The 23844-nt window shown below is 74.4% G+C and carries 22 protein-coding genes; 11 read left to right on the top strand and 11 right to left on the bottom strand.

The window, feature by feature from the left end; all coding sequences use genetic code 11:
* Positions 1 to 50 precede the first annotated feature (50 nt).
* The 3 genes from ACIQWA_RS38630 (at position 51) to ACIQWA_RS38640 (ending at position 5883) form a co-directional block, all read left to right on the top strand.
* A complete protein-coding gene (locus ACIQWA_RS38630; RefSeq protein WP_402491225.1) occupies positions 51 to 3269 on the top strand; it encodes an amino acid adenylation domain-containing protein in 3219 nt (1072 codons plus the stop codon).
* The gene (locus ACIQWA_RS38635) at positions 3266 to 4510 is read left to right on the top strand and encodes a cytochrome P450 (protein WP_402491228.1); all 1245 of its coding nucleotides are present in this window, start codon (positions 3266 to 3268) and stop codon (positions 4508 to 4510) included. Before ACIQWA_RS38630 ends, ACIQWA_RS38635 begins: the two co-directional genes overlap by 4 nt.
* Positions 4511 to 4593: 83 nt before the next feature.
* A complete protein-coding gene (locus tag ACIQWA_RS38640; protein ID WP_402491231.1) occupies positions 4594 to 5883 on the top strand; it encodes a cytochrome P450 in 1290 nt (429 codons plus the stop codon).
* 126 nt (positions 5884 to 6009) lie between these two features.
* Here the strand turns inward: ACIQWA_RS38640 and ACIQWA_RS38645 are convergent, their stop codons facing one another.
* From ACIQWA_RS38645 to ACIQWA_RS38655, 3 genes are all read right to left on the bottom strand, one after another.
* On the bottom strand, positions 6010 to 6678 hold the full coding sequence (locus tag ACIQWA_RS38645) for a heme oxygenase (biliverdin-producing) (protein WP_402491234.1): 669 nt from the start codon (positions 6676 to 6678) through the stop codon (positions 6010 to 6012).
* 241 nt (positions 6679 to 6919) lie between these two features.
* Entirely contained in the window at positions 6920 to 7789 is an 870-nt protein-coding gene (locus tag ACIQWA_RS38650) for a hypothetical protein (protein ID WP_402491237.1), read from the bottom strand.
* An 11-nt stretch (positions 7790 to 7800) separates the two neighbouring features.
* Positions 7801 to 8364, bottom strand: a complete 564-nt coding sequence (locus ACIQWA_RS38655) for a papain-like cysteine protease family protein (protein WP_360231506.1) — start codon at positions 8362 to 8364, stop codon at positions 7801 to 7803.
* A 256-nt stretch (positions 8365 to 8620) separates the two neighbouring features.
* Here ACIQWA_RS38655 and ACIQWA_RS38660 point away from each other — a divergent pair, with 256 nt between their 5' ends.
* Positions 8621 to 9286 carry an ArsR/SmtB family transcription factor gene (locus ACIQWA_RS38660; RefSeq protein ID WP_402491240.1) on the top strand — a complete coding sequence of 222 codons (666 nt, stop codon included), beginning with the start codon at positions 8621 to 8623 and terminating at the stop codon, positions 9284 to 9286.
* Positions 9283 to 10620 (top strand): MFS transporter, encoded by a 1338-nt coding sequence (locus ACIQWA_RS38665; protein WP_402491243.1) that lies wholly within the window; start codon positions 9283 to 9285, stop codon positions 10618 to 10620. Before ACIQWA_RS38660 ends, ACIQWA_RS38665 begins: the two co-directional genes overlap by 4 nt.
* Before the next feature lie 26 nt (positions 10621 to 10646).
* On the opposite strand, the gene ACIQWA_RS38670 is transcribed toward ACIQWA_RS38665, so the two are convergent.
* Positions 10647 to 11780 carry an FAD-dependent oxidoreductase gene (locus ACIQWA_RS38670; protein WP_402491245.1) on the bottom strand — a complete coding sequence of 378 codons (1134 nt, stop codon included), beginning with the start codon at positions 11778 to 11780 and terminating at the stop codon, positions 10647 to 10649.
* 307 nt (positions 11781 to 12087) lie between these two features.
* Here ACIQWA_RS38670 and ACIQWA_RS38675 point away from each other — a divergent pair, with 307 nt between their 5' ends.
* Complete coding sequence (locus ACIQWA_RS38675; protein WP_402491284.1) at positions 12088 to 13329, top strand: RNA-guided endonuclease InsQ/TnpB family protein; 1242 nt, start codon at positions 12088 to 12090, stop codon at positions 13327 to 13329.
* Here ACIQWA_RS38675 and ACIQWA_RS38680 read toward each other — a convergent pair.
* From ACIQWA_RS38680 to ACIQWA_RS38690, 3 genes are all read right to left on the bottom strand, one after another.
* On the bottom strand, positions 13326 to 13856 hold the full coding sequence (locus tag ACIQWA_RS38680) for a hypothetical protein (RefSeq protein ID WP_402491248.1): 531 nt from the start codon (positions 13854 to 13856) through the stop codon (positions 13326 to 13328). The genes ACIQWA_RS38675 and ACIQWA_RS38680 overlap by 4 nt on opposite strands.
* A 94-nt stretch (positions 13857 to 13950) precedes the next feature.
* Entirely contained in the window at positions 13951 to 14463 is a 513-nt protein-coding gene (locus ACIQWA_RS38685) for a hypothetical protein (protein ID WP_402491251.1), read from the bottom strand.
* Complete coding sequence (locus tag ACIQWA_RS38690) at positions 14460 to 15053, bottom strand: thioredoxin family protein (RefSeq protein ID WP_402491254.1); 594 nt, start codon at positions 15051 to 15053, stop codon at positions 14460 to 14462. Before ACIQWA_RS38690 ends, ACIQWA_RS38685 begins: the two co-directional genes overlap by 4 nt.
* 234 nt (positions 15054 to 15287) lie before the next feature.
* Between ACIQWA_RS38690 and ACIQWA_RS38695 the strand changes: the two genes are divergently transcribed.
* Entirely contained in the window at positions 15288 to 15770 is a 483-nt protein-coding gene (locus tag ACIQWA_RS38695; protein ID WP_402491257.1) for an FxLYD domain-containing protein, read from the top strand.
* A 72-nt stretch (positions 15771 to 15842) separates the two neighbouring features.
* On the opposite strand, the gene ACIQWA_RS38700 is transcribed toward ACIQWA_RS38695, so the two are convergent.
* The 3 genes from ACIQWA_RS38700 to ACIQWA_RS38710 all read right to left on the bottom strand — a co-directional run bounded on the left by ACIQWA_RS38700 (position 15843) and on the right by ACIQWA_RS38710 (position 19250).
* Positions 15843 to 16979 carry a hypothetical protein gene (locus tag ACIQWA_RS38700; RefSeq protein ID WP_402491260.1) on the bottom strand — a complete coding sequence of 379 codons (1137 nt, stop codon included), beginning with the start codon at positions 16977 to 16979 and terminating at the stop codon, positions 15843 to 15845.
* A gap of 130 nt (positions 16980 to 17109) precedes the next feature.
* On the bottom strand, positions 17110 to 18735 hold the full coding sequence (locus tag ACIQWA_RS38705; RefSeq protein WP_402491263.1) for a M48 family metalloprotease: 1626 nt from the start codon (positions 18733 to 18735) through the stop codon (positions 17110 to 17112).
* A 284-nt stretch (positions 18736 to 19019) separates the two neighbouring features.
* On the bottom strand, positions 19020 to 19250 hold the full coding sequence (locus ACIQWA_RS38710; RefSeq protein ID WP_360231476.1) for a hypothetical protein: 231 nt from the start codon (positions 19248 to 19250) through the stop codon (positions 19020 to 19022).
* A gap of 223 nt (positions 19251 to 19473) precedes the next feature.
* On the opposite strand from ACIQWA_RS38710, the gene ACIQWA_RS38715 reads away from it, so the two are divergent.
* From ACIQWA_RS38715 to ACIQWA_RS38725, 3 genes are all read left to right on the top strand, one after another.
* Complete coding sequence (locus ACIQWA_RS38715; protein WP_402491267.1) at positions 19474 to 20571, top strand: homoserine dehydrogenase; 1098 nt, start codon at positions 19474 to 19476, stop codon at positions 20569 to 20571.
* A gap of 47 nt (positions 20572 to 20618) precedes the next feature.
* The gene (locus tag ACIQWA_RS38720) at positions 20619 to 21896 is read left to right on the top strand and encodes an MFS transporter (RefSeq protein WP_402491270.1); all 1278 of its coding nucleotides are present in this window, start codon (positions 20619 to 20621) and stop codon (positions 21894 to 21896) included.
* Positions 21897 to 22019: 123 nt separating this feature from the next.
* Entirely contained in the window at positions 22020 to 22835 is an 816-nt protein-coding gene (locus ACIQWA_RS38725) for an alpha/beta fold hydrolase (protein ID WP_402491273.1), read from the top strand.
* 73 nt (positions 22836 to 22908) lie between these two features.
* Here the strand turns inward: ACIQWA_RS38725 and ACIQWA_RS38730 are convergent, their stop codons facing one another.
* Positions 22909 to 23280: a DUF488 domain-containing protein gene (locus ACIQWA_RS38730; RefSeq protein WP_402491275.1), complete on the bottom strand. Its 372-nt coding sequence runs from the start codon at positions 23278 to 23280 to the stop codon at positions 22909 to 22911.
* A 163-nt stretch (positions 23281 to 23443) separates the two neighbouring features.
* Here ACIQWA_RS38730 and ACIQWA_RS38735 point away from each other — a divergent pair.
* Positions 23444 to 23844: helix-turn-helix domain-containing protein (locus ACIQWA_RS38735; RefSeq protein ID WP_402491278.1), on the top strand; the 401-nt coding region annotated here is incomplete at its 3' end.

Genomic DNA, 23844 nt, shown 5'->3' on the forward strand with positions numbered 1-23844 from the left:
GGCACCGGCCCGCAGCCGCGGCCGACGGAGCCACCTCCTGAGAAGGATCCATGACCGACATCGACGTTTCGTCGCGCCCGCTCCACCTCCCTGCCCCCCGCCCCGCGGCCCGCGCCTCCCGCGCCGACCGGCCGCAGGACCTCACCCTCCCGGAGCTCTTCGCCCGGCAGGCGGCCGCCCGCCCGTGCGCACCGGCGGTCCGCCACCGCGACCGCACCCTCAGCTACGGCCAGTTGGACGCCGGATCGACCGCGCTGGCCGCCCGCCTGCTGGCCGCGGGCATCACCCCCGGTGAGCCCGTCGGCGTGTGCGGCAGCCGCTCCCCGGAAGCACTGATCGCCCTGGTGGGCATCCTCAAGGCCGGCTGCGCCTACGTCCCGCTGGACGACGACCTGCCCCCGGCCCGCCTGCGCGCCATGGCCGAGGACGCCGGGCTGCGCGCCGCCGTCACCCTGCCCGGCACCGAACGCCGGGTCCGCGGCCTGCGGGTGAGCATCCCGGCCGTCGACGACGGGGACTCCGCGCCGGCGCCCGTCCGGACCACCGGCGTCCTGTCGGCGCCCGGTGACTGCGCCTACGTCGCCTTCACCTCCGGTACGACCGGCCGCCCCAAGCCGGTGGCGATCCCGCACCGGGGAGTCGCCCGACTCGTCCTGGCCGACCGCGAACTGCCCCCGCCCGGGCCGGGCGACCGGATCCTGCACGGCTACGGCCTCTCCTCGGACGCCTCGACCATCGAGATCTGGGGCGCCCTGCTGACCGGCGCCTGCCTGGTGATCGCCGACCGCGAGGAACTCCTCTCGCCGACCGCGCTGGAACACCTGCTGCGCAGCCGGGGCGTCACCGTCGCCTACCTGACCACGAGCGTCTTCCACCTGCTCGCCCGGACCCGCCCCCAGTCGATGGCGGGCCTGCGGTTCGTCTCGGCCGGCGGCGAGGCGATGGACCCGCGCCTGGCGAACGCCGTCCTGGCCGCCTGCCCCGGCACCACCGTGGTCAACTTCTACGGCCCGACCGAGAACTCGGTGGTCTCCACCGCCCACGTCGTCCGCCCGCTGCCCGAGGACGCCGACGGAGTCCCGATCGGCCGCCCGTACGCCGGCACCACCTGCCATGTGCTGCGCGCCGACGGCACGCCCGCGGCGCCGGGCGAGGAGGGCGAGCTGTACGTCGGCGGGGAGGGCCTGGCCCTCGGCTACCCGGGTGACGAGCAGCTGACCGCGGAGCGGTTCGTCCGGCTGCCCCAGGTCGAGCCCGGCGGCCGCCTCTACCGCACCGGCGACCGGGTCGTCCGCACCGCCGACGGCCTGCTGGAGTACCGCGGCCGGGCGGACCGCCAGGTCAAGCTGCGCGGCGCGCGGATCGAACTGGACGAGGTGGAGGCCCGGCTGCGGGCCCACCCCTCGGTCGCGGAGGCCGTCGTCGAGACCGACGGCGAGGCGCTGACCGCCTACCTCACCCCCACCGCCCCGGCGGAGCCCCTGCCGCTGCCCGAGCTGCGCGGCTACTGCGCCCGCTGGCTGCCGCCGCAGGCCGTGCCCGTGCTGGTCGCCCTCGACCGCTTCCCGGTGACCAGCGGCGGCAAGGTGGACCGCAAACGCCTGCGCGCCACCGCCGCCGCCACTGCCGCCACCAGCGCCACCGCCGCCGCCAGCGCCACCGCCAGCACCGTCACCGCGGACCGGATACCGCACCAGCAGCCGGCCGAAGGGCTCGCCGGCCTCCTCGCCGGGATCTGGCAGCAGGTGCTGCGCACCCGGCCCGCCCCCGAGGACGACTTCTTCCACCTCGGCGGCGACTCCCTGCTCGCCTCCGAGGCCGTCACCCGCACCCTCGCCGCCCTCGGCCTCGACGCCGCACTCAGCTCCACCCTCATCCGGGCGCTGCTCACCGCCCCCACCCTCGCGCGCTTCACCGAGGCCGTCCGGGCCGCCCGCGACGGTTCCCCGAGCGAGGCCGGGCAGAGCACCGTCGACTTCGTCCGGGAGGCCGAACTCGACTTCCGCCTCCCGCCCGCCCAGGGCCCCGCGCCCCGCCCCCGGGACCCGGCGCACGTCCTGCTCACCGGCGCCTCCGGCTTCGTCGGCGCCTTCCTGCTGACCACCCTGCTGCGCCGCACCACCGCCCGGATCCACTGCCCCGTCCGCGCCGCGAGCCCCGGCCACGCCGAACAGCGCGTGCGCACCGCCCTCGCCCGCTACGGCCTGCACCTCGACGAGACCGACCGGCAGCGGCTGGAGTGCTTCCCCGCCGACCTCGCCGAGCCCGGCCTCGGGCTGTCGGCCGAGCGGCGCGCCGAGCTGGCCGCCCGCCTGGACCTGATCGTCCACAACGGGGCCCAGGTCAACTTCCTCTACCCGTACGAGCAGCTGCGCGCCCCCAATGTGGACGGCACCCGCGAGATCGTTCGCCTCGCCGCGCCCCGCCGCGTCCCGGTCCACTTCCTGTCGACCGTCGCCGTCGTGGCCGGCGCCGGGGCGGCCGGGGTGCGCGAGGTCACCGAGGACGCCCCCCTGGCCCACGCCGACGGGCTGACGATGGGCTACGCCGAGAGCAAGTGGGTCGCCGAAGGGGTGCTGCGCCGGGCCGCCGAGCAGGGACTGCCGGTGGCCGTCCACCGCCCGTACGAGGTGACGGGGGACCAGGTGAGCGGCGTGAGCAACACCGAGACCGCGATCTGCTCGCTGTTCCGGACGATCGCCGAGACCGGGCTGGCCCCGGACATCGCCCTGCCGATGGACTTCGTCCCGGTCGACCACCTCGCCGAGGCCGTCGTCCACATCGCCACCCGGCGGGACGCCGACGGCCGTACCTACCACCTCACCAACCCCCGCCCCGCGATGCTGTCGGACGTCATCGACCGGATGCGCGCGGCCGGGTGCGCGGTGCGCACGCTGCCCTACCCGCAGTGGGTCGACGAGCTGGTCCGTCACGTGGCCGCGAACCCCACGAGCGCCACCGCGCCCTTCGTGTCGCTGTGCGTGGACCGCAGCCGCACCGCCGACATGTCCGTCAAGGAGCTCTACTTCGAGGGCACCTTCCCGGTGCTCGGCCGGCACAACGCCGAAGCCGCCCTGGCGGACAGCGGACTGCACTGCCCGCCGGTCGACTCCGCCCTGCTGGACCGGTACCTGGAGTACTTCTTCGCCTCCGGCTACCTCCAGCGCCCCACCGCCGGCTCCGCCACCGCTACCGGCTCCGCCACCGGCCCCGCCGCCACCGGCCCCGCCGCCGCCGTCACCGCCGCCGTCCGGGAGGGCACCCGATGACCGACACCGCCGTCCCCGCCCAGATCCCCACCCCGATCCCCGTCCCCGAGGTGACACCCGGGACCGCCGGACCGCCCTGCGAGTACGCCCGGCTGCGCGCCGAACAGCCCGTCGTCCAGGCGCAGTTGCCCAACGGCGAGACCGCGTGGCTGCTCAGCCGCTACGCGGACGCCCGCGCCGCCTTCGCCGACCCGAGGCTGGTGCGGCCCCTGCTGTCCGCCTGGCCGCCCGTCGAGGGCGACGACGCCCCGCCACCGTGCCTGCCGACCTTCCTGGAGATGCGGGGCGAGCACCACGAGCGGGTGCGGCGCGCCGTCCTGCCGCTGTTCGGCCGTGGGCGCCTGGAGTTCATGCGACCCCGGATCCGCGCCATCGCGGAGGAGCTGATCGACGCCATGACGGCCGGTTCGCCCGACCGCACGGCCGACCTGGTGGCCGGCTACGTCGAACCGCTGCCGCTGCGCGTGCTGTGCGAGACCATCGGCCTCCCGCACGAGGACCGCGACCGTTACCTCCCGCACACCCTCACCCTGCTCAGCGCCGCCGGGCTGACGATGGACGAGATCCTCACCGCGCTGTACGTCCTCCAGGACTACGCCTCGGAGCTGATCACTCGCAAGGAGGAAGAAGAGGGAGGAGGAGCGCCGCAGGACGGGGACCACATCCGGCTGCTGCTCGCCGAGACCCGCCGCCCCGGCAGCGAGCTGGTCAGGGACGACGTGGTGAGCTTCGTGGTCACCATGCTGATGGCCGGCTACAAGACCAACATGCAGCACACCGGGAACGCCCTGCTCACCCTCCTCACCCACCCCGACCAGCTCCGCCGGCTGCGCGAGGAACCCGCCGGGATCGCCACCGCCGTGGACGAACTGCTGCGCCACGTACCGCTGATGAACGCGATCAACATCCTCGTCGCGGAGGAGGACCTCACCCTCCACGGTCAGCTGATCCGGGCCGGGGACGCCGTCGTGCCGGTGCCCGCCTCCGCCAACCGCGACCCCGGGGCCTTCACCGACCCCGACCGCCTCGACCTCACCCGTACGCCCAACCCGCACCTCGCCTTCGGCCACGGCCCGCACGCCTGCACCGGTGCGCACCTGAGCCGGATGCAACTGGCCGTGGTGATCCAGGTGTTGCTGGAGAAGCTGCCCGGCATCGAGCTGGCCGAGCCCGCCGAGTCGCTGCCCTGGGACGAGGCCACGCCGCTGCGCGCGCCCGCCCGGCTGCCGGTGCGCTGGTGACGGCGGCACCCCCGCCGCCTGCCCCCGCCCCACGGCACCGCCCCGCACCCCGATCCCGTACCGAACAGAGAGGACCGCGCCGCATGAGCGCACCCCAGGCGCCCGCCACCACCGACCAGGCCCCGGCTCCCGGCCCGGGTCAGGCCCCGGCCCATGCTCCGGACGGGGAGGCCCTGCCCCGCTACCCGTTCAGCACCGACGGCGACCGCCTCGCCCCCGAACTGGACGAGCTGCGCAGCCGTTGCCCCGTCGCCCGGGTCAGGACCAACGCCGGCGGCGAGGCCTGGCTGGTCACCGGCTACGAGTTGGCCCGCGACGTCCTGCGGGACCGCTCCTTCGCCCGCTCCGTCCTCGGCGAGGCCGACAGCCCGACCCAGGACGCCCCGATCCTGGCGCCCGAACTGCTGGACGCCATGAACCACCTCCAGCAGGCCGGACTGCGCGACGAGGTGCTCGCCGCGCTCGGCCGTAACCAGCCCGAACTGCCCGCCGACTGGGTCGCCGAGGTGACCCGGGAGGGCCTGGAACGGATGGTCGCCGAGGGCGCGCCGGGCGACCTCCAGCGCCACTTCGCCGAGTGGGTCGCCGCGCAGTGCCTGTGCCGCCTGCTCGGCCTGCCGTTCGAGGACCGGGAGTGGCTCGCCGAGCGCGCCGACAAGGACCTCACCATGGCGACCTACTCCGATGAGGAACTCGCCGTCAACTGGGAGGAGCTCCGCGCCTACATGGCGGCCTTCCTGGCCGCCCGCACCCCTGGGCAGCCGCGCGGCCTCGCCGACCGGCTCGCCGACCTGAACTCCGAGCGGCCCTCCGAGCGGCTCTCGGAACGGAAGGGGCTGAGCGACAAGCAGCTGTCCAACATCGTCTCCGTGCTGTTCGTCAGCGGCTACGAGGACTTCGCCAGCTTCCTGGGTGTCGCCGCCGTCAACCTCCTCCAACACCCCGAGGCGATGGCGGAGTTGCGGGAGAGCCCGGAGGAGACACCCAGGCATGTGGAGGAACTGCTGCGGTGCAGCGTCGTCCTCGGCAACGCCATCCCGCGCTTCGTCACGGAGGACACCTCCCTGGGCGGCGAGCGGGTCAAGGCCGGCGATCTGGTCCTGCTCTCGCTGGACGCGGCCAACTACGACCCCGGCACCTTCGCCGACCCCGCGCGGTTCGAGCCCGCCCGCTCGCCCAACCCCCACCTGCGGTTCGGCCACGGCCGTCACCACTGCCCGGGCGCCCACCTGGTGCGGCGGCAGTCCGACACGGCCTTCCGGGTCCTGCTCCAGCGGTTCCCCGGGCTGCGCCTGGCGGTGCCGGTGGACGAGGTGCCGTGGCACCCGAACCGGATGGCCGTCATGGCCGCCGCCGTTCCGGTCACCTGGTGACCTGACCTGACCTGACCTGCCCTGCCCTGACCTGACCGTGCCTTGATCGGACCTGCACCCCCTGCCCACCGTCGGCAGGGGGTGCAGTCGTGCCCGGGCGGCTCGGGTCGGGTCCGGTCCGGTCGATCAGGCGCTCAACGGGTAACGGCCGTCCAGGTCGTGGAAGACAGCGCCGTTGAGCACGAAGGCCCGCTTGCACTCCTCGACCACCCGACGCCGCTCCACCTCGTCCATCGCCGCGCCCGCCGCATCCAGCTTGGCCCGGTAGTCGCGCTTGAAGGCGGCCGGGTTGGTGACGTCCTCGAAGACGTAGAACCGCACGCCGTCGCCCTTGCGCTCGAAGCCCCAGGCCTTCTCGGCCAGGCCCCGGATGATCTGGCCGCCCGACAGGTCGCCCAGGTAGCGGGTGTAGTGGTGGGCGAGGTAGCCGGCCGGCCACTCGGCGGCCAGCTCCTCGATCCGTGCCGCGTACGCGGCGGTGGCGGGCAGCGGTCCGAGTCCGGCGCGCCAGTCGGGCCCGCGCAGGTGTGCCAGGTCGCGCTCGATGGCGGCGGTGCGCAGCAGCGCCGGGTCGATGAACGGGCCCGCCAGCGGGTGCTCCGCGAGCTGCTCGGCCCGCTCCTCCAGTGCCCGGTAGACGAACCAGAGCTGGCCGGTGAGGTCGGCGTAGGCGTCGATCCCGAGCTGCCCGCCCAGCAGGTGGCTCATGAAGGAGGAGTGCTCCGCGGCCTCGTGCTCCTCGCTGCTGGCGGTGCGGAGCACGGTGGAGAAGGGGACGGGCTCGGGCGTGGGCATACGGCCTCCAGGGATCGGATGCGGCCGGGGCGGAAGGACCCCGCAAATTTCGGTTAGCCTAATCTGAGTTCACAACTTCCCGACACTCTGTCGGTAAAGGTAGCGGAGCCGCCCCGGAAACGGCAGGGGCAGGACGGAGGCGGCCCCGCACCGGCGCCGACACGCCGACACCCGGATACGCCGACGCCCCGCCGGTCCGGCCCCGGAGGGAGCCGGCCCGGCGGGGCGAGGGGCCCGCAGGTCAGCGGGCGCTGCCGCGACGGCGGCGGAACACGAGGACGCCGCCCGCCAGCGCCAGCGCCGCGGCCGCGCCGCCGATCACGACGGGCGCCGAGGACGGGGCCGTCGCCGTCCGCGCCGCGGTGCCGTAGCCGCTGGACATCCCGGCGGCGGCGTACTCCGAGCCCGGCAGCTTGTCGGCGTACCGGGCCTTGACCAGCTTCTGGTACTCGCTCAGCGAGGCCGAGGGCCGCCCGTTCAGCCCCTGCCGCGCCTGGTCGTTGAGCGGCTCGACCGTGGTGAGCCGCAGCTGGTACCAGCCGCGGATCTGCGGCTCGCTGAACACCAGCGTCCCGGGCGTGGCCTTTCCGGCGTACCCGGCGTCGCTGGCGCCGTCGCGCACGCCGGCCAGGTGCCAGCCGCCGCCCTGGGTGGGGGCGAGCATGACGGTGGCGTTGCGCCCGTTGACGGTGGTGTTCAGGGCGGAGACCAGATAGCTCAGTCGGATCGCCTGGGAGGCGATCGGCAGGGCCGTCCCGGCGACGAACCCGGGAGTGAGCTCGTTCAGGGCCAGCGGGTCGTTGACGGTGAAGGCCGGGAGGTCCGCGCACGGGTCGGCCCGGTCGGGGATCGGCTGCGCCATCCCGGTCGCGTCCCCCTGGGGCAGCGGAACGCTGAGGAAGCGGCAGACGGCGTTGCGGACGTCGGCGGACTTCACCAGGTCGAGGGCGGCCCCGTAGTCCGGGATGTCCGCCGGGAGCGGGTCCTTGACCGGGGCCGCGTGGACGGGGCCGGCGAGCGGCAGGAGCGCGCAGGCGGCGGCCGCCAGCAGGGCGGCCGGGCGGAGGCGGCGGGTGGCCGCCGGCCCGGCGGGTGTCGTGGTCCTGTGCATGGCCGTCCGCCTCACCTGGAGATGCCGATCCGGGAATGGGTCCACTTGAACGAGCTGTTGCTGACGTAGTCGTTGTAGTTCCACCACGTGTAGGTGGCGGTGTCCGGCCACGGGTCGGCGACCCCGATGGTGTTGTTCGAGGTGTCGAAGCCGTAGACCACGTTCATGTGGCCGCCGCCGGACGTCCAGCCGATCCGGGCCGCGACCGGCCGGGCCGCCTTGACGTCGGTGTAGACCTGGTTGAAGGTGGCCGCGCTGGTCAGGCCCGTGCCGAGGTGGGCCATGCCGAGGCTCTGCCAGCCCCTGGCCATGTCGTCGAGCGTGGCCGGCTGGTTGTTGCAGCCGTAGTAGGGCTGGGCCCGGTTGCAGAAGTCCGTCTGGGTGGTGCCGTAGCCCTGGAACTTGGCGATGGTCAGGCCGGAGGCGACCCAGCACCACTGGGACTTCTCCTGCTTGAGCATGGTGATGGTGTCCTGGCCGGCCTCGGCGTGGGCCTGGCCGCCCGCGGTGGCGAGCAATGCCGGAGCCGTCAGGAGGACGGCCGTCGCCGCGGTCGCGAATCTGGGTCTGCCCATGGGTCTGCCTTCCCGCGCGGAGCGCGATGTGTGGCGGGGATTTTGCAGAGCCATGACAGCACGGAACGGTGCGATTACGGAGCGTATGCGAAGGAGTGTTGCGAACGCGTTCGCATCGCGACGCCGGAAGTCGGTCCGGTGGCCGCCCGCCCGTTGATGCAGCGTCGGCATCTCTCGCGTCTCGCGCACTGAACCGCAAAGGATTCTTCGCGAATAACCCTTTGCGAAGAACCCTTTGCGGTCTACCGTGTGTCGCATGGCTGATGCAGTGGAGAGGCCGGACGGCCCGAAAGTTGACGAGGACTCGGTTGTCCTGGATGCCAAGGGGCTGCGTGCCCTGGCGCATCCGGTGCGCGTGCAGCTGGTCGGGCTGCTGCGGAAGTACGGCCCGTCGACGGCCACCCGCCTCGCGGAGCGGCTGGGCGTGAACTCCGGCACGGCCAGCTACCACCTCCGGCAGCTCGGCGCGGCCGGTTTCGTCGAAGAGGACACCGAACGCGGCAACGCGCGGGAGCGCTGGTGGCGTTCGGTGCACCGGACGACGTGGTTCAACGATCCGGAGCTGGCCGAGCAGGAGCCCGAGGCCGCGCTGGCCTACCAGCAGTCACTCGCCGCCATCTACACCCTGCGCACCCAGCAGACCCTGAACGGGCTCCAGACGATGCCCCGCGCATGGCGGAACACCTTTGACATGAGCGACTGGTCCCTGCGGCTCACGCCTGAGGAAACCACGACCCTGTACCGGGAGTTGGCGGAAGTCATCGCACGCTACCGGCGAGACACTCCGGAGGCGGCGGCAACCGCCCCCGAGGGAGCCGAACGGGTCGCCGTGATCACGAAGATCCTGCCCGAACTGGATGCGCCCGCCGCGTCGTCGCTCCCTTCCGGCCCGCAGGAAGCGGAAGGGAGCCCGACGTCATGACCGACGACGCCGTGGAGACCGGCGGCATACCCGGCAGGAGGTCCTTACGGCCGCTGGGCGCGGTCCTGGCAGCCATGGCCGTGTCGCTGACCGGCACTCGGATCTCCGTGGTGGCGCTGCCCTGGTTCGTCCTCGTCACCACCGGCAGCGCCACCCAGACCGGACTGGTCGCCTTCTGCGAGATGACTCCCTACGTGGTGGTCAAGGCGTTCACCGGACCGCTGGTGGACCGGATCGGCCCGCGGGCCGTTTCCTGGACCACCGATCTGGCCAGCGCGACCGCCGCCGCCGCGGTTCCCCTGCTCCACACCCTGGACCTGCTCTCCTTCCCCCTCCTCCTGCTTCTGGTCGCGCTGGTCGGCGCCGCCCGGGGCCCCGGCGACCTGGCCAAGAAGGTGATGGTCCCGGAGGCGGCGGAGCGCGGCCGGGTGCCGTTGGAGCGGGCCACCGGTCTGTCCGGCGTGATCGATCGGCTCGCCTCCACCGTCGGCCTGGCGGTCGGCGGATCCCTGGTGGCGCTGCTCGGTCCCCTGACCGGGCTCGCCGTCAACGCGGGCTGCTTCGCCCTCGGATCGGTGATCATCAGACTCGCGCTGCCTCGTGGCATGGGGCACGCGGCCGAGGACGCCCCCTCGCCGGCGGGGGAAACGGGACCGGGTTACTGGCGGCGGTTCGGCGAGGGCTTCACCTTCCTGCGCGGCGAGCCGTTGCTGCTCACCGTCATCGTCATGGTCGGCATCACCAATCTGCTGGATGCGGCGTTCGCCTCGGTGCTGGTACCCGTCTGGGCCAGGGAGTCCGGCAACGGGCCGACCGCGATCGGCCTGATGGGCAGTGTGATGGGGGCCGCGGCGGTCGGCGGGAGCCTGATCGCCGCGGTGGTCGCGCACCGGCTGCGGCGGCGGGTGGTGGTGCTTGCCGGGTTCCTGCTGGCCGGGGCACCGAGGTTCCTGGTCCTCGCTCTCGATGCCCCGCTGGGAGTGGTACTGGCCGTCTTCGCTGTCAGTGGGTTCGGTGCCGGCTTCGTCAACCCAGTGCTGGGGGCCCTCCTCGTCGAGCGGGTGCCGCGCCGGATGCTGGGCCGGGTCAACGCGCTCGGTGACTCGCTGGCCTGGGCCGGTATCCCGCTCGGCGGGCTGATCGCCGGGGCGGCGGTGACCGCTGGCGGACTCGTGCCGGTGCTGCTCGCCTGCGGCGCCGCGTACTTCCTCACCACGAATCTGGCCGGCCTGCGGCCGGAATGGCGCGCGATGGACCGTACGCGGGGGCGGGGCGTCCTGACACCGCATTCCGAGGAGGAGGCCTCACAGGACAGTGCGAATGCGGCGGCCTGACGTTCACGACGCTCATGGTCGTCCACCTAGCGGGCCGGGGTGAAGTCCGGGAGGCGGGCCAGCCCGGCGGCGACCGCCGCGAAGCCCCGGTCGAGCATCCGCAGCTCGTACTCCTGGACGGCGGCGGGCAGTTCGGCCTCGCCGCGGTGGACGGCGGTGAGCGAGCGGCAGAGCAGTGCGGCGTCGCGGAACGCCAGGTTGGCACCCTGGCCGGCGCTGGGCGGCATGGGGTGGATCGCGTCGCCGAGCAGGGTGACCGCGCCGGTGCCCCAGTGCGGTACCGGCTCGGAGTAGCGGAGCGTCAGCGGTGAGCTGTTGCCGACGTCGGACCGCCGGACCAGCTCGACCAGGTCGGGGTGCCAGTCGCGGACCAGGGTGAGCAGCCGGTCGCGCACCTGCGCCCAGTCCGTCGGCGCGGGGCCGGCGAGGGGCTCGGGGAGCATCACCACCCAGCGCAGGTAGCTCCCGGTGTCCGGCAGTTCCACCTCCGGTGCCAGTTCGGCCGCCGCGAGCCGGGGCGGGCGGCGGAACTCCATCCGGCCGATCAACAGGCTCGCCCCGGGCCCCTGGACCAGGGTGCCGGCGCCCGGCACCAGCGCGGCCAGCCGCTCGGTCATCGGGGTGCGCCCCAGCAGCGCGCCACCCGGTACGGCGGTGACCTCGGCCCCGGGCAGCAGCTGCCGCCGTACGGCCGAGCCCACGCCGTCCGCCCCGACCAGCAGGTCGCCCACCGTGCCGGTGCCGTCCGCGAACCGCGCCTCCACCCGGCCGTCCGCCCGCTCCCGGTACCCGACCACGGCCCGCCCGAACTCCACCCGGTCCCCGAGCCCCGCGAGCAGCAGCTGCCGCAGCACGTGCCGGTCGGCGGCGGTGCCCCCGCTGGTCGGGCCGAGCTGCCGCAGCTCCGTCAACTGCTCGTCCACCACGCGCCGTTCGCCCGCGAGCGGCCCGGTCACCGCGGTCAGCAGTCCGTGCAGCCGGGGTGGCAGGCACTCCCGCAGTGCGGCCAGCCCGGGCTCGTCCAGCCCGATCCGGAAGCCCTGGTACCGGCTGTCCGCCCCGCCCTCCCGCTCGAAGACCCGCACGTCGATCCCGGCCCGGACCAGCCCCTGGGCCAGACAGAGCCCCCCGATCCCGGCCCCGGCCACCAACACCTTCATGCTGCGCATTCTCGTCCCGCCCGCCTGCTCGTCCGTTCCTTGCACCGTCAGCCTGGCCGACCACGGCCCCCGCGCGGCAGGTCGCTCCGTCACCGATCCGGTATGACAGCTGTCACCTCGCCGCCCGGGCGACCGATCCGGCGCTCCGTCCACCGAGCCGGGCGGGACGCGACGGAACGGCGGGGAACGGCGAGTCAGGCGCCGATGGCGCCCTTGTAGTTCTCGGCCTGGGCTGGGGTGAGGAGCTTGGAGGGCCGCGTCGGTAATCGCCAGTTGTAGCCATGGACCAAATGAGACAATCGTGGTTGTGCAGCTCCGGTACAACTACCGCGTGTTCCCCACGCCGGGTCAGCGTCAGTCGCTGGCCCGCGCGTTCGGGTGCGCCCGCGTGGTCTTCAACGACGGCCTTCGAGCACGTCAGGAAGCCCACGCGGCGGGGCTGCCGTACATCACCGACACCGACCTGCAGAAGCAGGTCATCACCGCCGCGAAGCGCACGACCGAGCGCGAGTGGCTGGGTGAGGTGTCATCAGTGGTGCTGGTGCAGTCCCTACGGGACCTGCACACCGCCTACCGGAACTTCTTCTCCTGCGTCACCGGAAAGCGCAAGGGCCCCAAGGTCGCACCGCCGCGCTTCAAGTCCAAGCGGGACAGCAGGCAGGCGATCCGGCTCACCGCGAACGGCTTCTCCCTCCGGGACAACGGCACGCTGTACGTGGCGAAGATCGGCGACCTCAAGGTCCGCTGGTCCCGGCCGCTACCGGCCGCGCCGACCAGCGCCACGGTCACCAAGGACGCCGGCGACCGGTACTGGGTCAGCTTCGTCGTGGACACCGAGCCGCAGATCCTCGAAGACCTGGATCTGTCCGGTCCGCTGGAGTCCGAGACCGGGATCGACCTCGGGCTCACCCACTTCGCGGTGCTCTCCAACGGCCGTAAGGTCGACGCACCGAAGTTCCTGCGCCAGGCGGAGCGCAAGCTCAAGCGGATGCACAAGGCCCTGAGCCGCTGCGCGAAGGGCAGCAACAACCGGGCGAAGGTCCGGAAGAAGCTCGCACGTCAGCACGCCAGGGTGGCCGACCGCCGCCGGGACTGGCACCACCAGGAATCCACGCGCATCATCCGCGAGACTCAAGCGGTGTACGTGGAGGACCTCGCGGTGTCCGGCCTCGGCCGGACCCCGCTCGCCAAGAGCGTGCACGACGCCGGATGGTCCGCGTTCGTCACCATGCTGGAGTACAAGGCCGCCAAGCACGGCCGGTACTTCGGCCGGACAGGCCGCTTCGAACCAACCTCGCAGGTCTGCTCGGCCTGCGGCGTCAAGGACGGCCCCAAGCCCCTCGGCGTCCGAGCGTGGACGTGCAGGGACTGCGGGAGCGTCCACGACCGCGACCTGAACGCGGCACGCAACATCCTGGCCGCCGGAAGGGCGGACAGGCTAAACGCCTCGTGGAGCGCAGGTAAGACCGGACCCGTTCCGGCGCAGCGCGTTGAAGCAGGAACCCGCCGAGACCGGCACATGCCGGTGGTAGGAATCCCCGTCCTCTAGGGCGAGGAGGACTTCAAGAAGTCGTATTCCGTCAGCGCGGGCAGCGACTTCACGGTGTCCTGGATGTACTTGGCGCGCTGTTCGGCGTCGGCCGGGGTGGCGAAGACCTCGATGGCGCCGCCGCGGGCCACCGAGTCGGCGTCCTGGCCGTCGAGGTCGGCCGCCTTGACGCGGGTGTCGGTGAAGGTGACCTTCGAGGTGTACTGGCCGGGTCGGCCGAGGAGGTGGTTCGGGTCGTCCTCGGCGGTCACGGAGCGGCCGAACTGCGCGCTGGGGACGGTCATGGCGACGGTGGCGAAGGTGCCCGCGGCGGTGCGGGCGATCGCGCCCGGGGCAACCCGGGTCGGGCTGGCGGAGGGAGTGTCCATGGTGAAGGCGGCACTCCCCGTGGCCGTGGGGGCGGCGGCCGCCGGTCCGGCACCGGAGGCACCGGGCCCGGAGGCACCGGATCCGGATCCGGAACTGCCGCAGGCGGCCGCCGTGGCGCTCAGGGCGACGGCGAGCAGGACAAGGGCGGTGCGGCGCATGGGGTTCCCCTGGGTCGTGGTGCGGGTGGTCGGAGCGACCGTAGCGGTACGCACGGTCGGGTGCGGGCGGTGTGACGGGTCCGTGATCGGTTCGTCAGCCGACCGTGCCGAGTGGGACGACCTGCTCGGTGACGGGGATCAGGCAGCGCTGTTCGCTGCACGCGCCGAAGCTGACGACGGCTTCGCTCGGCCCGGTCGCGGTCCGGCGGACCGGGAGGGCGACGGTGACCGCGCCGTCCGGGTAGACGGGCAGTTGCACTCCGAGCCCCAGGGGGCTGACGGTACGCAGCGGGCGGTCGGCCCGGACGGCGCCGTCCGCCGCCAGGCCGCCGCGCACGGACAGCCGGGTGGGCAGGCCGAGGCCGTCGATGCCGTCGGCGGGCAGGTCGACGCTGTAGAGGTGGAAGCCGGCCTCGTCGGGGGTGAAGGTGGCGGCGAGGAACAGGCGGCCGTCCTCCCCGGGGGCGAGCCGGAGGGCGACGGTGACCCCGCCGCCCCGGTAGGTGGCGGCGGGGGCGTCGGCCGGGGCCGGGTCGGCGGCGCAGCCGGCCGCCCCGAGGAGCAGCAGTGCGGCGACCGCACCGGGCGCCCGTCGGGTCACGGTCATCCCTGTGCCCAGCGCTTGAGGAAGGTGGCGACCGTGCCGGCGCTGAGGGCACGGGCGTTGGAGAAGGCGCCGTCGTTGCTGGCGGTGCGCACGGTGCCGTCGGGGGAGAGCACCACGAGGGCGGGGATGCCGCTGGTCCGGAGGTCGACGTACCGGGCGGCGAGGTCGAGGTTGTGGTCGAAGCGGCCGACGTCCACCGCGACGACCCGGTAGTCGTCCCGCAGCAGCGGGGTGACCTGCGGGGAGCGGAACAGCTTGTCCAGCACCTTGCAGTCGGGGCACCAGTTGGCCCCGAAGTCGAGCAGGACCGGGCGCTGGTCCCCGGCGGACCGGGCCAGGGCAGCCTTCACATCGGCCTCGGCGTCCCGGGTCGCGTCGTATCCGTCGGGCAGGTCGGCGGCTCCCGTCCCGGCACTCGCGGTCGCGGTGCCCGTCGGCGCGGCCGGGGTGGAGACGGCCGGGGCGGCGGTTGCCGGGGCGGTGGTGGGGCCCTCGGCGGCACGGGTGGCAGAGCTGCCGCCCGAGCCGCAGCCGGAGATCAGCACGGTCGACAGGACGGTGCAGGCGAGCAGGGCGCGGTGGTACCGCATGGGTTCCCCTTCGGGCGGGTGGTGGTGGGTGGTGGGCGGTGGTGGTCGGTGGTGCTGACGGAAAGTGAACTGCCGGGTGTGCAGCGGGGGTTGATGTGCTGAACGGCCTGGGTGGAGAGCGGCGGGTACGTTCCGGAGCGGTCACGGATCCGCCACACCGCCCCCACCGACCGGCGCGCGCCGATACGGTTCCGGCACTGTCCGCAGTGTCCGCACCACGTCCCAGGGGGGACCATGCGCCGCACCGCCCTCGTCCTGCTCGCCGCCGCCACCGCCGTACTCGGCCTCGCCGCCTGCGACCCGACTCCGGTCACCACGACCACGAGCTCGGGTTCACCCGTCCCGGCCACGACGGTGGCCGGCCCGGCACCGGGCGGCACCCAGGCCGCGCCGGGGACCGCCGCTCCGACCGCCGCCCCGGTCGGCGGCGGGGGCGACGCGACCAAGGACGTCGAGATCTCGGCGTGCGAGGTGGACAGTGCGATCCACTGGCCGTCGGCGGCCCTCAAGGTCACCAACCACACCGCCAAGGCGTCGAACTACCTGATCCAGGTGGAGTTCGTCGACGCCTCTGGCACCCGGGTGGCGGAGGCCCCCGCCGCGACCAACGACCTGGCCGCGGGGCAGACCGCCTCGCTCAAGGCGCTCGGGGCGACCGCGGTGAAGGACAAGGTCAGCTGCCGGGTCACCAGCGTCACCCGATTCCCGGCTCCCTGACCCCGGCTCCCTGAGCGGTACGCGAAGGACGCTCCCGCCCGGCTGCGGCCGCAGCCCGGCGGGAGCGCCCGGTCAGGCCTGCTGCCGCTCCGCCGCCGCGACCGCGCCCTGGACCGCGGCGACCCGCAGGTCGATGAAGGCCTGCCGCGGGTCGTTGAAGTTGGTGAACGGCTGCGGGATGTACCGGCCCAGTGCCTGGAACTGCGTCAGCGCCTCGGTCGGCCGCCCGGCCCGGGTCAGCGCGTACGCGAGCCAGCCGTGGGCGTACCGGATGCGGGGGTGGCCGGGGTCGGCCGCCGCGAGGTCGGCGAGCGCGGCATCCAGGGCGGCACCGACCTCGGGGCGCTGCCAGGCGGTGAGCTTCTCGCCGTCCTTGGCGAACTGCTCGAAGTAGGCCTCCAGCTTGATCGGGGCGAGCAGGCTGCCGGCCGGGGCGGCGGCGATCGCGTCGTCGATGAACCCGTGCATCAGCTCGTGGCTGCCGCGCCACTTGGCACACCAGTACTGCAGCGCCCGGTTGTGCGCCGCCCAGTGCTGCGGGTCGCGCGCGACCAACTCGGCCCACAGCTCCCGGAAGCGGTCGTTGGACCAGCCGAGGCCCATGGCGATCGGGATCTGCGCGACCCACGGGTTGGGGTCGCCCTCGGGGGCGAGCGCGGCGGCCGCGACGGCGGCCTCCTCGGCCTCGGCCAGGACGCGGTGGAAGCCCGCGAACTGCTCGCGGCTGACCTCGGTCGCGCGGGCGCTGCTGCGGATGTTCCAGGCCAGGTAGACCAGGGCGTCCGCGTGCAGCAGTGCGGCGGCCGGGTCCTGCGGCCGCTCGGTGCGCCAGGCGCGCAGCCAGGCGTCGTCCTCGGCGGCCAGTTCGGCCAGTTGGCGCTGCCGCCGCCAGCGGACGTCGGCGGTGGCGTCGGTGGCGAGGTAGTCGGCGGCGGTCCGCCAGTCGCCGGCCTTGGCGGCGGCGAGGACGGCGGCCTCCTCGTCCTCGGGCCGGTCGTCCAGGAGCAGTTCGCTGCCGAGTAGCAGCCCGTGGTCGGCCGGGATGATGGTGTTCTTCGCCCGGGCCTCCTCCGCCAGCCGTGCCTCGTGCCCGGCGATGGTGGCCTTGGCCCGCTCCAGCTGGGCCAGCTTGCGCTTGGCCAGCCGGGTCATGACGACCGGGAACAGCAGGACGAGGCCGACGACGGACAGCACGATGATGCCGAGCAAAGGGTGTTCCTCCGATGGTGCGGTGTGGGCGTGGACTGGCGTGACGGGCGTGGACGGGTGCGGTGTGGGTGCGCCCGGGGGTGGCGGCGATCGAGCAGATCGATCGGAGCGGTCGGAGCGATCGGAGCGATCACACGGCGGCGGCGGAGGCCGGCAGCCCGGCCGCCGCGAGCAGCGCCCGCAGCGGGGCGGTGTCCGGGTCGTCCGCGCAGGCGGCGTCCAGGGCCGCGTCGAAACCGTCCGCGAAGCCGTCCGGCAGCCGGAGTTCGGCCGGTCCGCCCCAGGAGAGTTCCCAGCCGGCCAGCCCGGCCTCGGCCAGCGCGACGACGGTGGCGTGCGCCAGTTCCTCGCGCAGCGCCGGTCGGGCGAACTCCCGGGCGGCCCGGCCGGTGGCCGCAGCGGCCTGTTCGCTCTTGGGCAGCCGGTCGGTGAACTCCCAGGCGCGGCCGGCGTCGAGGGCGTCGAGCAGCCCGTGGGCGGTGGGCGGCAGGCCCAGCCCGGTGAGCGCCCGGCGGGCGTCCTCGCCGGCCTCGCGGGCGCGCGCCAGCATCGCCGTACGGACCAGCTCGGGCCAGTCGGCCCGGTGCTTGCCGGAGGCCTCCGGGACCAGCGAGACGACCTCCAGCTCGGCGAGCACCCGCTCCGAGTCGTGCAGCAGCGCCAGGGCGGGGCCGGCGGCTCCGGGGCCGCGGCCGTCGTCGGGCAGCGCCTCGATCGCGGCGACCCGCAGGTGGATCGGCGGGTGCGAGTCGTACGGGTCGGGCTGCTCCTCGGGCAGTTCGAGCGCGTGCTCGGCGAGTTCGGCGCGGCGCTTCGGGTCGCTCAGCAGGTGCTGGAGGCCGCCGTAGACCTGGCCGGGCGGCGGGAGCAGCCCGGCGTCCCAGCCGATGGTCGCGTAGCGGTTGAGGTAGAAGTTCTGGGCGGCCTCCAGCGCCGGGATCCGGCGCAGGGCGGCGGCGGTGGCGTCCCGGCCCGCGAGCTGGGCGGCGACCTGGTCGGCCGCGTACTCCTGGCGGCGGCCGACCGCCTCGGAGACCCGGAAGTAGAGCTTGGCGTAGCCGGTGAACAGCTTGGCGAGGACCCGGTCCACGCCGCCGCCGGCCTGCTCCGTGGTGGGCTTGCGGCCCTTGGCCAGCCGCTTCTCGGCCTTGGCGGCGAGCTTGGCGGCCTCCTGGGCCTGGTGCTGGTTCGCGCGGTGGTGCAGTCCGCCGATGGTGTGCAGGATGGCGCGGCGGCCGGCGACGGTGACGGCGGCGAGCCGGACGTCCCGGTTGCTGTAGTGGCCGAACTCGTGCGCCAGCACGGACTCCAGCTCGCCCTCGGAGAGGCCGATCAGCAGCGGGGCGCCGATCACCAGGTGGCGCTTGCCGGGGACGAGGCCGAGCAGCCTGCTCTCCTCCATGACGCCCGCGTTGACCTCGGGCACGAGGCGGATCTCGGCCGGGCCGCGGACGCCGGTGCGCTCGGAGATCCGGTCGACCATCGCCCAGATCTCGGGCTGCCGCTCGCGGGTGAGGAGCACACCGGGCAGTTCGCCGTCGTCCTTGCGACGCCGGGTCAGGAACACCACCCGGACGACGGGGTAGCCGACGGCGGCGCTCAGTGCCCAGATCTTGATCAGCCCCGGGCGGAACGTGCCGGAGGCCTGGTACAGGGCGACGTCGAGGGCGATCAGGCCCACGACGATGCCGAGCGCGAGCAGGTAGAAGCCGATGAGCAGGGTCACGGCCGTGACGGCTCTCGTTGACGTGCTCATGGCAGCAGAACGCTGGGGCGCGCCCATGCGATGGTCCTCCCCCTGGGCGCGACGACAGGAGCGGCGCGCGATTGTTGCATGGTGAACGGGTGTGCGACGAGTGGAGATGGTAGCGGTCCCGGGGGGCCCGCGCACCGGGGTTCTCGCCTCCGGATCACCGCTCCGACCTGCGGGTTCGTCGCGGGTCCGATTCGTGCGGGCTTGACGGCATTCGGCCGTCGACGGCCCTCCGCCCGGCCGTCGACGACCCTCCCCGTGCCCCCGCCGGCGCGCCCCTCCGACCGTCAGCGCCCGCCGGCCGCGATCGCCTCACGGACGGTCACCAGGCAGGGGTCGCAGTACCGGTCCGGCACCGGCGAGCCGTCGCCGGGCGGCAGCACACGCTGGGACGGCTCGAGGAACCGCCCGCACAGCGACGACGACGCGTCGTCCTTCGCGACCACGTGCCACACCACGGCGGGCGGCGACACCGCCGGGTCGTGCTCGGCCCACATCTCGTACACGGTGACCTCCACGGTCTCGGGGCTCGGTCACCCCATGCAAACCCGGGTCACCCCGCTCGGCCACCGGGCCGGACCCGGTGGGATGGTTCCAGCGCGCCGGGTCGGACGGCGGACGGATGCTCACCGCCGGTACCGAAGCCGAGAGTCGGCGTCACCCGGACAGCGGGTGCGCGCCGCGTCGGCCCGGCCGGGAAGGGCTTCGAGCGCCCGACCACCCCGGGGGTATCCTGCCGGGATGTCCTCACCAGTCGCCGGGCCCGTGCCCCCGGCCGCGCCGGGCGACGACCCCGCCGCTGTGCTGTCGGGCGACGACCCCGCCGTCGTGGCGTCGGCCGACGACCCGGGGGTCGTGCTGTCCGGCTACGGTCCGGTCGGCCGCGCCTTCGCCGAGCGGCTGCTCACCCACGCGGACGGGCTCGCCCGCGACCACGGCGTCCGGCCGAGGCTGGCGGCCGTCCGGGTCGGGTCGGCCGAGGTGGAGCTGCGCGACGGCGGGCCGGTCCCGCCCCGGGCCGAGTGGGCCCCGCCGGGCCCGCTGGAGCGGAACCTCGACCGGACCGGTGCGCGGGTGCTGGTCCAGGCGCTGCCCTCCTCCCCACAGCTGCGGCAACAGGCCGCCGAGGAGGCCGTGCTGGCGCTGGAACGCGGCGTCCACGTCGTCACCGCCACCAAGAGCCACCTGCTCGGCCACTGGCGTGAACTCGCCCGGGCCGCCCGGGCCGGCGGCAGCCTGATCAGGATCTCCGGCGCCACCGGAGCCGCCCTCCCGGCGGCGGACCTGGCGCGCACGGGGGTGCGGGGCCTCGGCTGCCGGACGGTCCGGGCCTGCCCCAACGGGACGGCCACCTTCGTGCTCGACCGCCTGGCGGCGGGCGACCCCCTCGACCGGGCGGTCGGCGAGGCCCAGCGGCTCGGCATCGCCGAGGCCGATCCCTCGGCCGACCTCTCGGGCGCCGACGCCGCCACCAAGGTGCGGCTGCTCGCGGCCCTGCTGTGGGGCTGGGACCCGGCGGCCGTGCGGGTCGACACCGAGGCGGTGGACGCCGGGACGGGCGCGGCGGCGCTGGCCGCGGCCGCCGAGGGGCGTCGGCTGCGGGCGGTGGCGAGCGCGAGCGCGGACCGCCCGCTCGTGGTCGAGGTCCGCCTGGAGCGGACCGCGCCGGGCGACCCGCTGCACGCGCTGACCGGCCCGGAGAAGGCGGTCGTCTACGGCTGCCCCGAGGCCGGGGACATCACGGTGAGCGGCGGCCGGTCCAGCCCGCTCGGCGCGGCGCTCGCGATGCTGCGGGACACTCTTGACGTCACGGCGCCCCGCGGGCACGGCTTCGGCTGAGCCGCGCCCAGCCCTGCGCCGATCCTCGTGGCGATCGTGGAGGCGTGGTGGGCACCGATCCAGCGGCTCGGCGGGCGGCCGAGCAGGCCGGTGACGGCACGGGCATGCGGCCGTGGCGGTTCGTGGTGTGGTTCGGCATCGTCAGCCTGCTCGCGGACTTCGTCTACGAGGGCGCCCGCTCCGTCACCGGCCCGTTGCTGGCCTCGCTCGGCGCCTCGGCGACGCTGGTCGGCGTGGTGACGGGCGCGGGGGAGGCGGCGGCGCTGCTCCCGCGCCTGCTGTTCGGGCCGCTCGCCGACCGCACCGGGCGGTTCTGGGCGCCGGCGATCGGCGGCTACGCGCTCACCGTCGCCGCCGTGCCGCTGCTCGGCGTGGCGGGCTCGCTGGGGGCGGCCAGCACCCTGGTGATCGCCGAGCGGGTCGGCAAGGCGGTCCGCTCACCGGCCAAGGACACCCTGCTCTCGCACGCCACCGCCGCCACCGGCCGGGGCCGGGGCTTCGCCGTGCACGAGGCCCTCGACCAGGTCGGCGCGGTGATCGGCCCGCTCACCGTGGCCGCCGTGCTCGCGGCCACCGGCGGTTACGGGCCGGCGCTCGGCGTGCTGGCCGCCCCGGGCGTGGCGGCCCTCCTGCTGCTCCGGTGGCTGCGCTCCCGGGTGCCCGACCCGTCGCGCTACGAGTCGGCGCGCTACGAGTCGGCGCCGCCCGCCCGGCCGCCGGTGACCTCGGCCCCGCCACAGCCCCAGCCCCAGGCGCCCGTCCGCCGCCCGCTGCCCCGCGCCTTCTGGGCGTACGCGGCGTTCACTGCGGCGACCATGACCGGCTTCACCACCTACGGCGTGCTCTCCTTCCACCTCGTCCGGCACCACCTGCTCACCGCCTCCGCCGTACCGGTGCTGTACGCCGGGACGATGCTCGCCGGCGCGCTGGCGAGCCTGGCCACCGGCTGGCTGTACGACCGGATCGGCCCGCGCACCCTGGTGGCGCTCCCCGTGCTGGCCGCAGCCGTGCCCCCGCTGGGCTTCGCCGACGCGGTGGCGCCCGCCGCGATCGGCGCACTGCTGTGGGGCGCCGCGCTGGGCGTCCAGGAGTCGACCCTGCGGGCGGTCGTCGCCGACCTCGTCCCCGCGCCGCGCCGGGCGACCGCCTACGGGGTGTTCGCCGCCGTGGTCGGCCTCGCGATGCTGGCCGGCGGGGCGCTCACCGGCGCGCTCTACGCGGTGTCCGTCCCGGCGCTGGTCGTCACCGTGGCCGCCGTCCAGGCCGCCGCCCTGGCGCTGCTCGCCACGGTCCGCCCGGGGCGCCGCCCGGTCACGCCGGGGTGACGGCCTGGGGGAGAGCGAAGAGGCCGTCCGGGGCGTGGGCCGTCAGGGGCACCTGGTTGCCGTCGCCGCGGCGCGATGACTGAATGGAGCAGGGACGGATCCCAGCGGGTGAGGAGCGGGACCATGCCGAAGGTCCGGGTGAACGGCGTCGACCTCCACTACGAGCTGACGGGTGCGGGCGAGCCGCTCGTGCTGGTGCACGGCTCCTGGGCCGACCACGCCCACTGGGACCTGGTCCGGCCGGTCCTCGCCGAGCGGTACCGCGTCCTGGTGTACGACCGGCGCGGCCACAGCCGGAGCGAACGCCCGCCCGGGCCCGGCTCCCGGACGGAGGACGAGGACGACCTCGCCGCCCTCGTCCAGGCCCTCGACCTGGCGCCGGCGCACATCGCGGGCAACTCCTTCGGCGCCTCGACGGTCCTGGGCCTGGCCGTCCGCCGCCCCGAACTGTTCCGCACGGTCATCGCCCACGAGCCCCCGCTGATGGCGATCGTGCCCCCGGAGCCGGACCTGCTGCCGGTGATGCGGGCGGTGGAGCGGCGGATCGACTCGGTGCTGGCGCACCTGCGTGCGGGCGAGACCCGCGCGGGCGCGCAGCAGTTCGTGGACGAGGTCGCCTTCGGGCCGGGGACGTGGGAGCGGCTGCCATCGGAGGTCCGGGACACCCTCCTCACCAACGCCCCCACCTTCCTCGACGAACAGCAGGACCCGGGCTGGCCGCTGCTCGACCTCGCCGGGCTGTCCGCCCACCCGGGCCCGGCCCTGCTGACGGTCGGCACCGAGAGCCCGCCCTGGTTCCCCGCGATCATCGCCCGGCTGGCGCGGGCGCTGCCCCGGGCACAGGTGCGGACCTTCGCCGGGGCCGGCCACACCCCGCACGTCACCCACCCGGCCGAGTACGTGCGGACGGTGAGCGGCTTCATCGAGGCGCACCGCTGAGAGACGCACCGCTGAGAGACGCACCGCTGAGGGGCGCACCGCGGAGAGGCGCACCGCTGACCGGGCGCCCGGGTCAGCGCGCGGCGTCCGCCTCCGCCAGCCATTCGGCCAGCACGGCGGCCTGGCTGTGGTCGACGTCCCTGGTGGCGGTCAGCAGGGTGAGCGCGTCCTGGGCGGCGAGTTCCCGCAGGTGGTCGGCGGCCTCCCGGTGCTGGGCGTCGCGCAGTTCGACGAGGTAGCGGCGGCGGAACTCGGCGAAGCGCTCCGGGGCATGGCCGTACCAGGTGCGCAGCCCGGTCGACGGGGCGACGTCACGCAGCCACTCGTCCAGGTGCGCGTCCGCCTTGGTCACACCGCGTGGCCAGACCCGGTCCACCAGGACCCGCCGGCCGTCCTGCGGAGAGGGTTCCTGGTAGATCCGCCGGTAGGCGATCCGTGCGGTCATGTCCGGTCCTCCCGGGTGCGTGGGAAGCGGTGCCGCCGCTACCTGGACTAATCGCAGTGCACCGGGCTTTGGCCCGGTGGTGAAGCGATTCTGAACCCTGCCGTGACGTGCGCGTTCGCACCCTCCCGCGCTGTTGTCAGTCCCGCCCGGTAGGTTGATCATCGTGCAGCTTCGGTACTCCTTCCGCCTCTACCCGAACGGCCCTCAGCGTTCCGCGCTGGCCCGCGCGTTCGGGTGTGCGCGGGTGGTGTACAACGACGCGTTGCGGGCCCGTGAGAGCGCCCGCGCGGAGGGACTGCCGTTCCCGAGGACCGGCGACCTGTCGAAGGCGCTGATCACCGAGGCGAAGCAGACTCCGCAGCGGGCATGGCTGGGCGAGGTTTCCGCCGTGGTGTTGCAGCAGTCGCTGCGGGACCTGGAGGCGGCCTACCGGAACTTCTTCGACGGGTTGAAGGGCAAGCGTCCACGGATGGGCGCACCCCGGTTCAAGAGCCGTAAGGACAACCGGCAGGCCGTCAGGTTCACCGCGAACGCCCGGTGGAAGATCACGCCGGGTGGTGACCT

The sequence above is a fragment of the Kitasatospora sp. NPDC098652 genome (assembly GCF_044760155.1).
Classification (GTDB): domain Bacteria; phylum Actinomycetota; class Actinomycetes; order Streptomycetales; family Streptomycetaceae; genus Kitasatospora.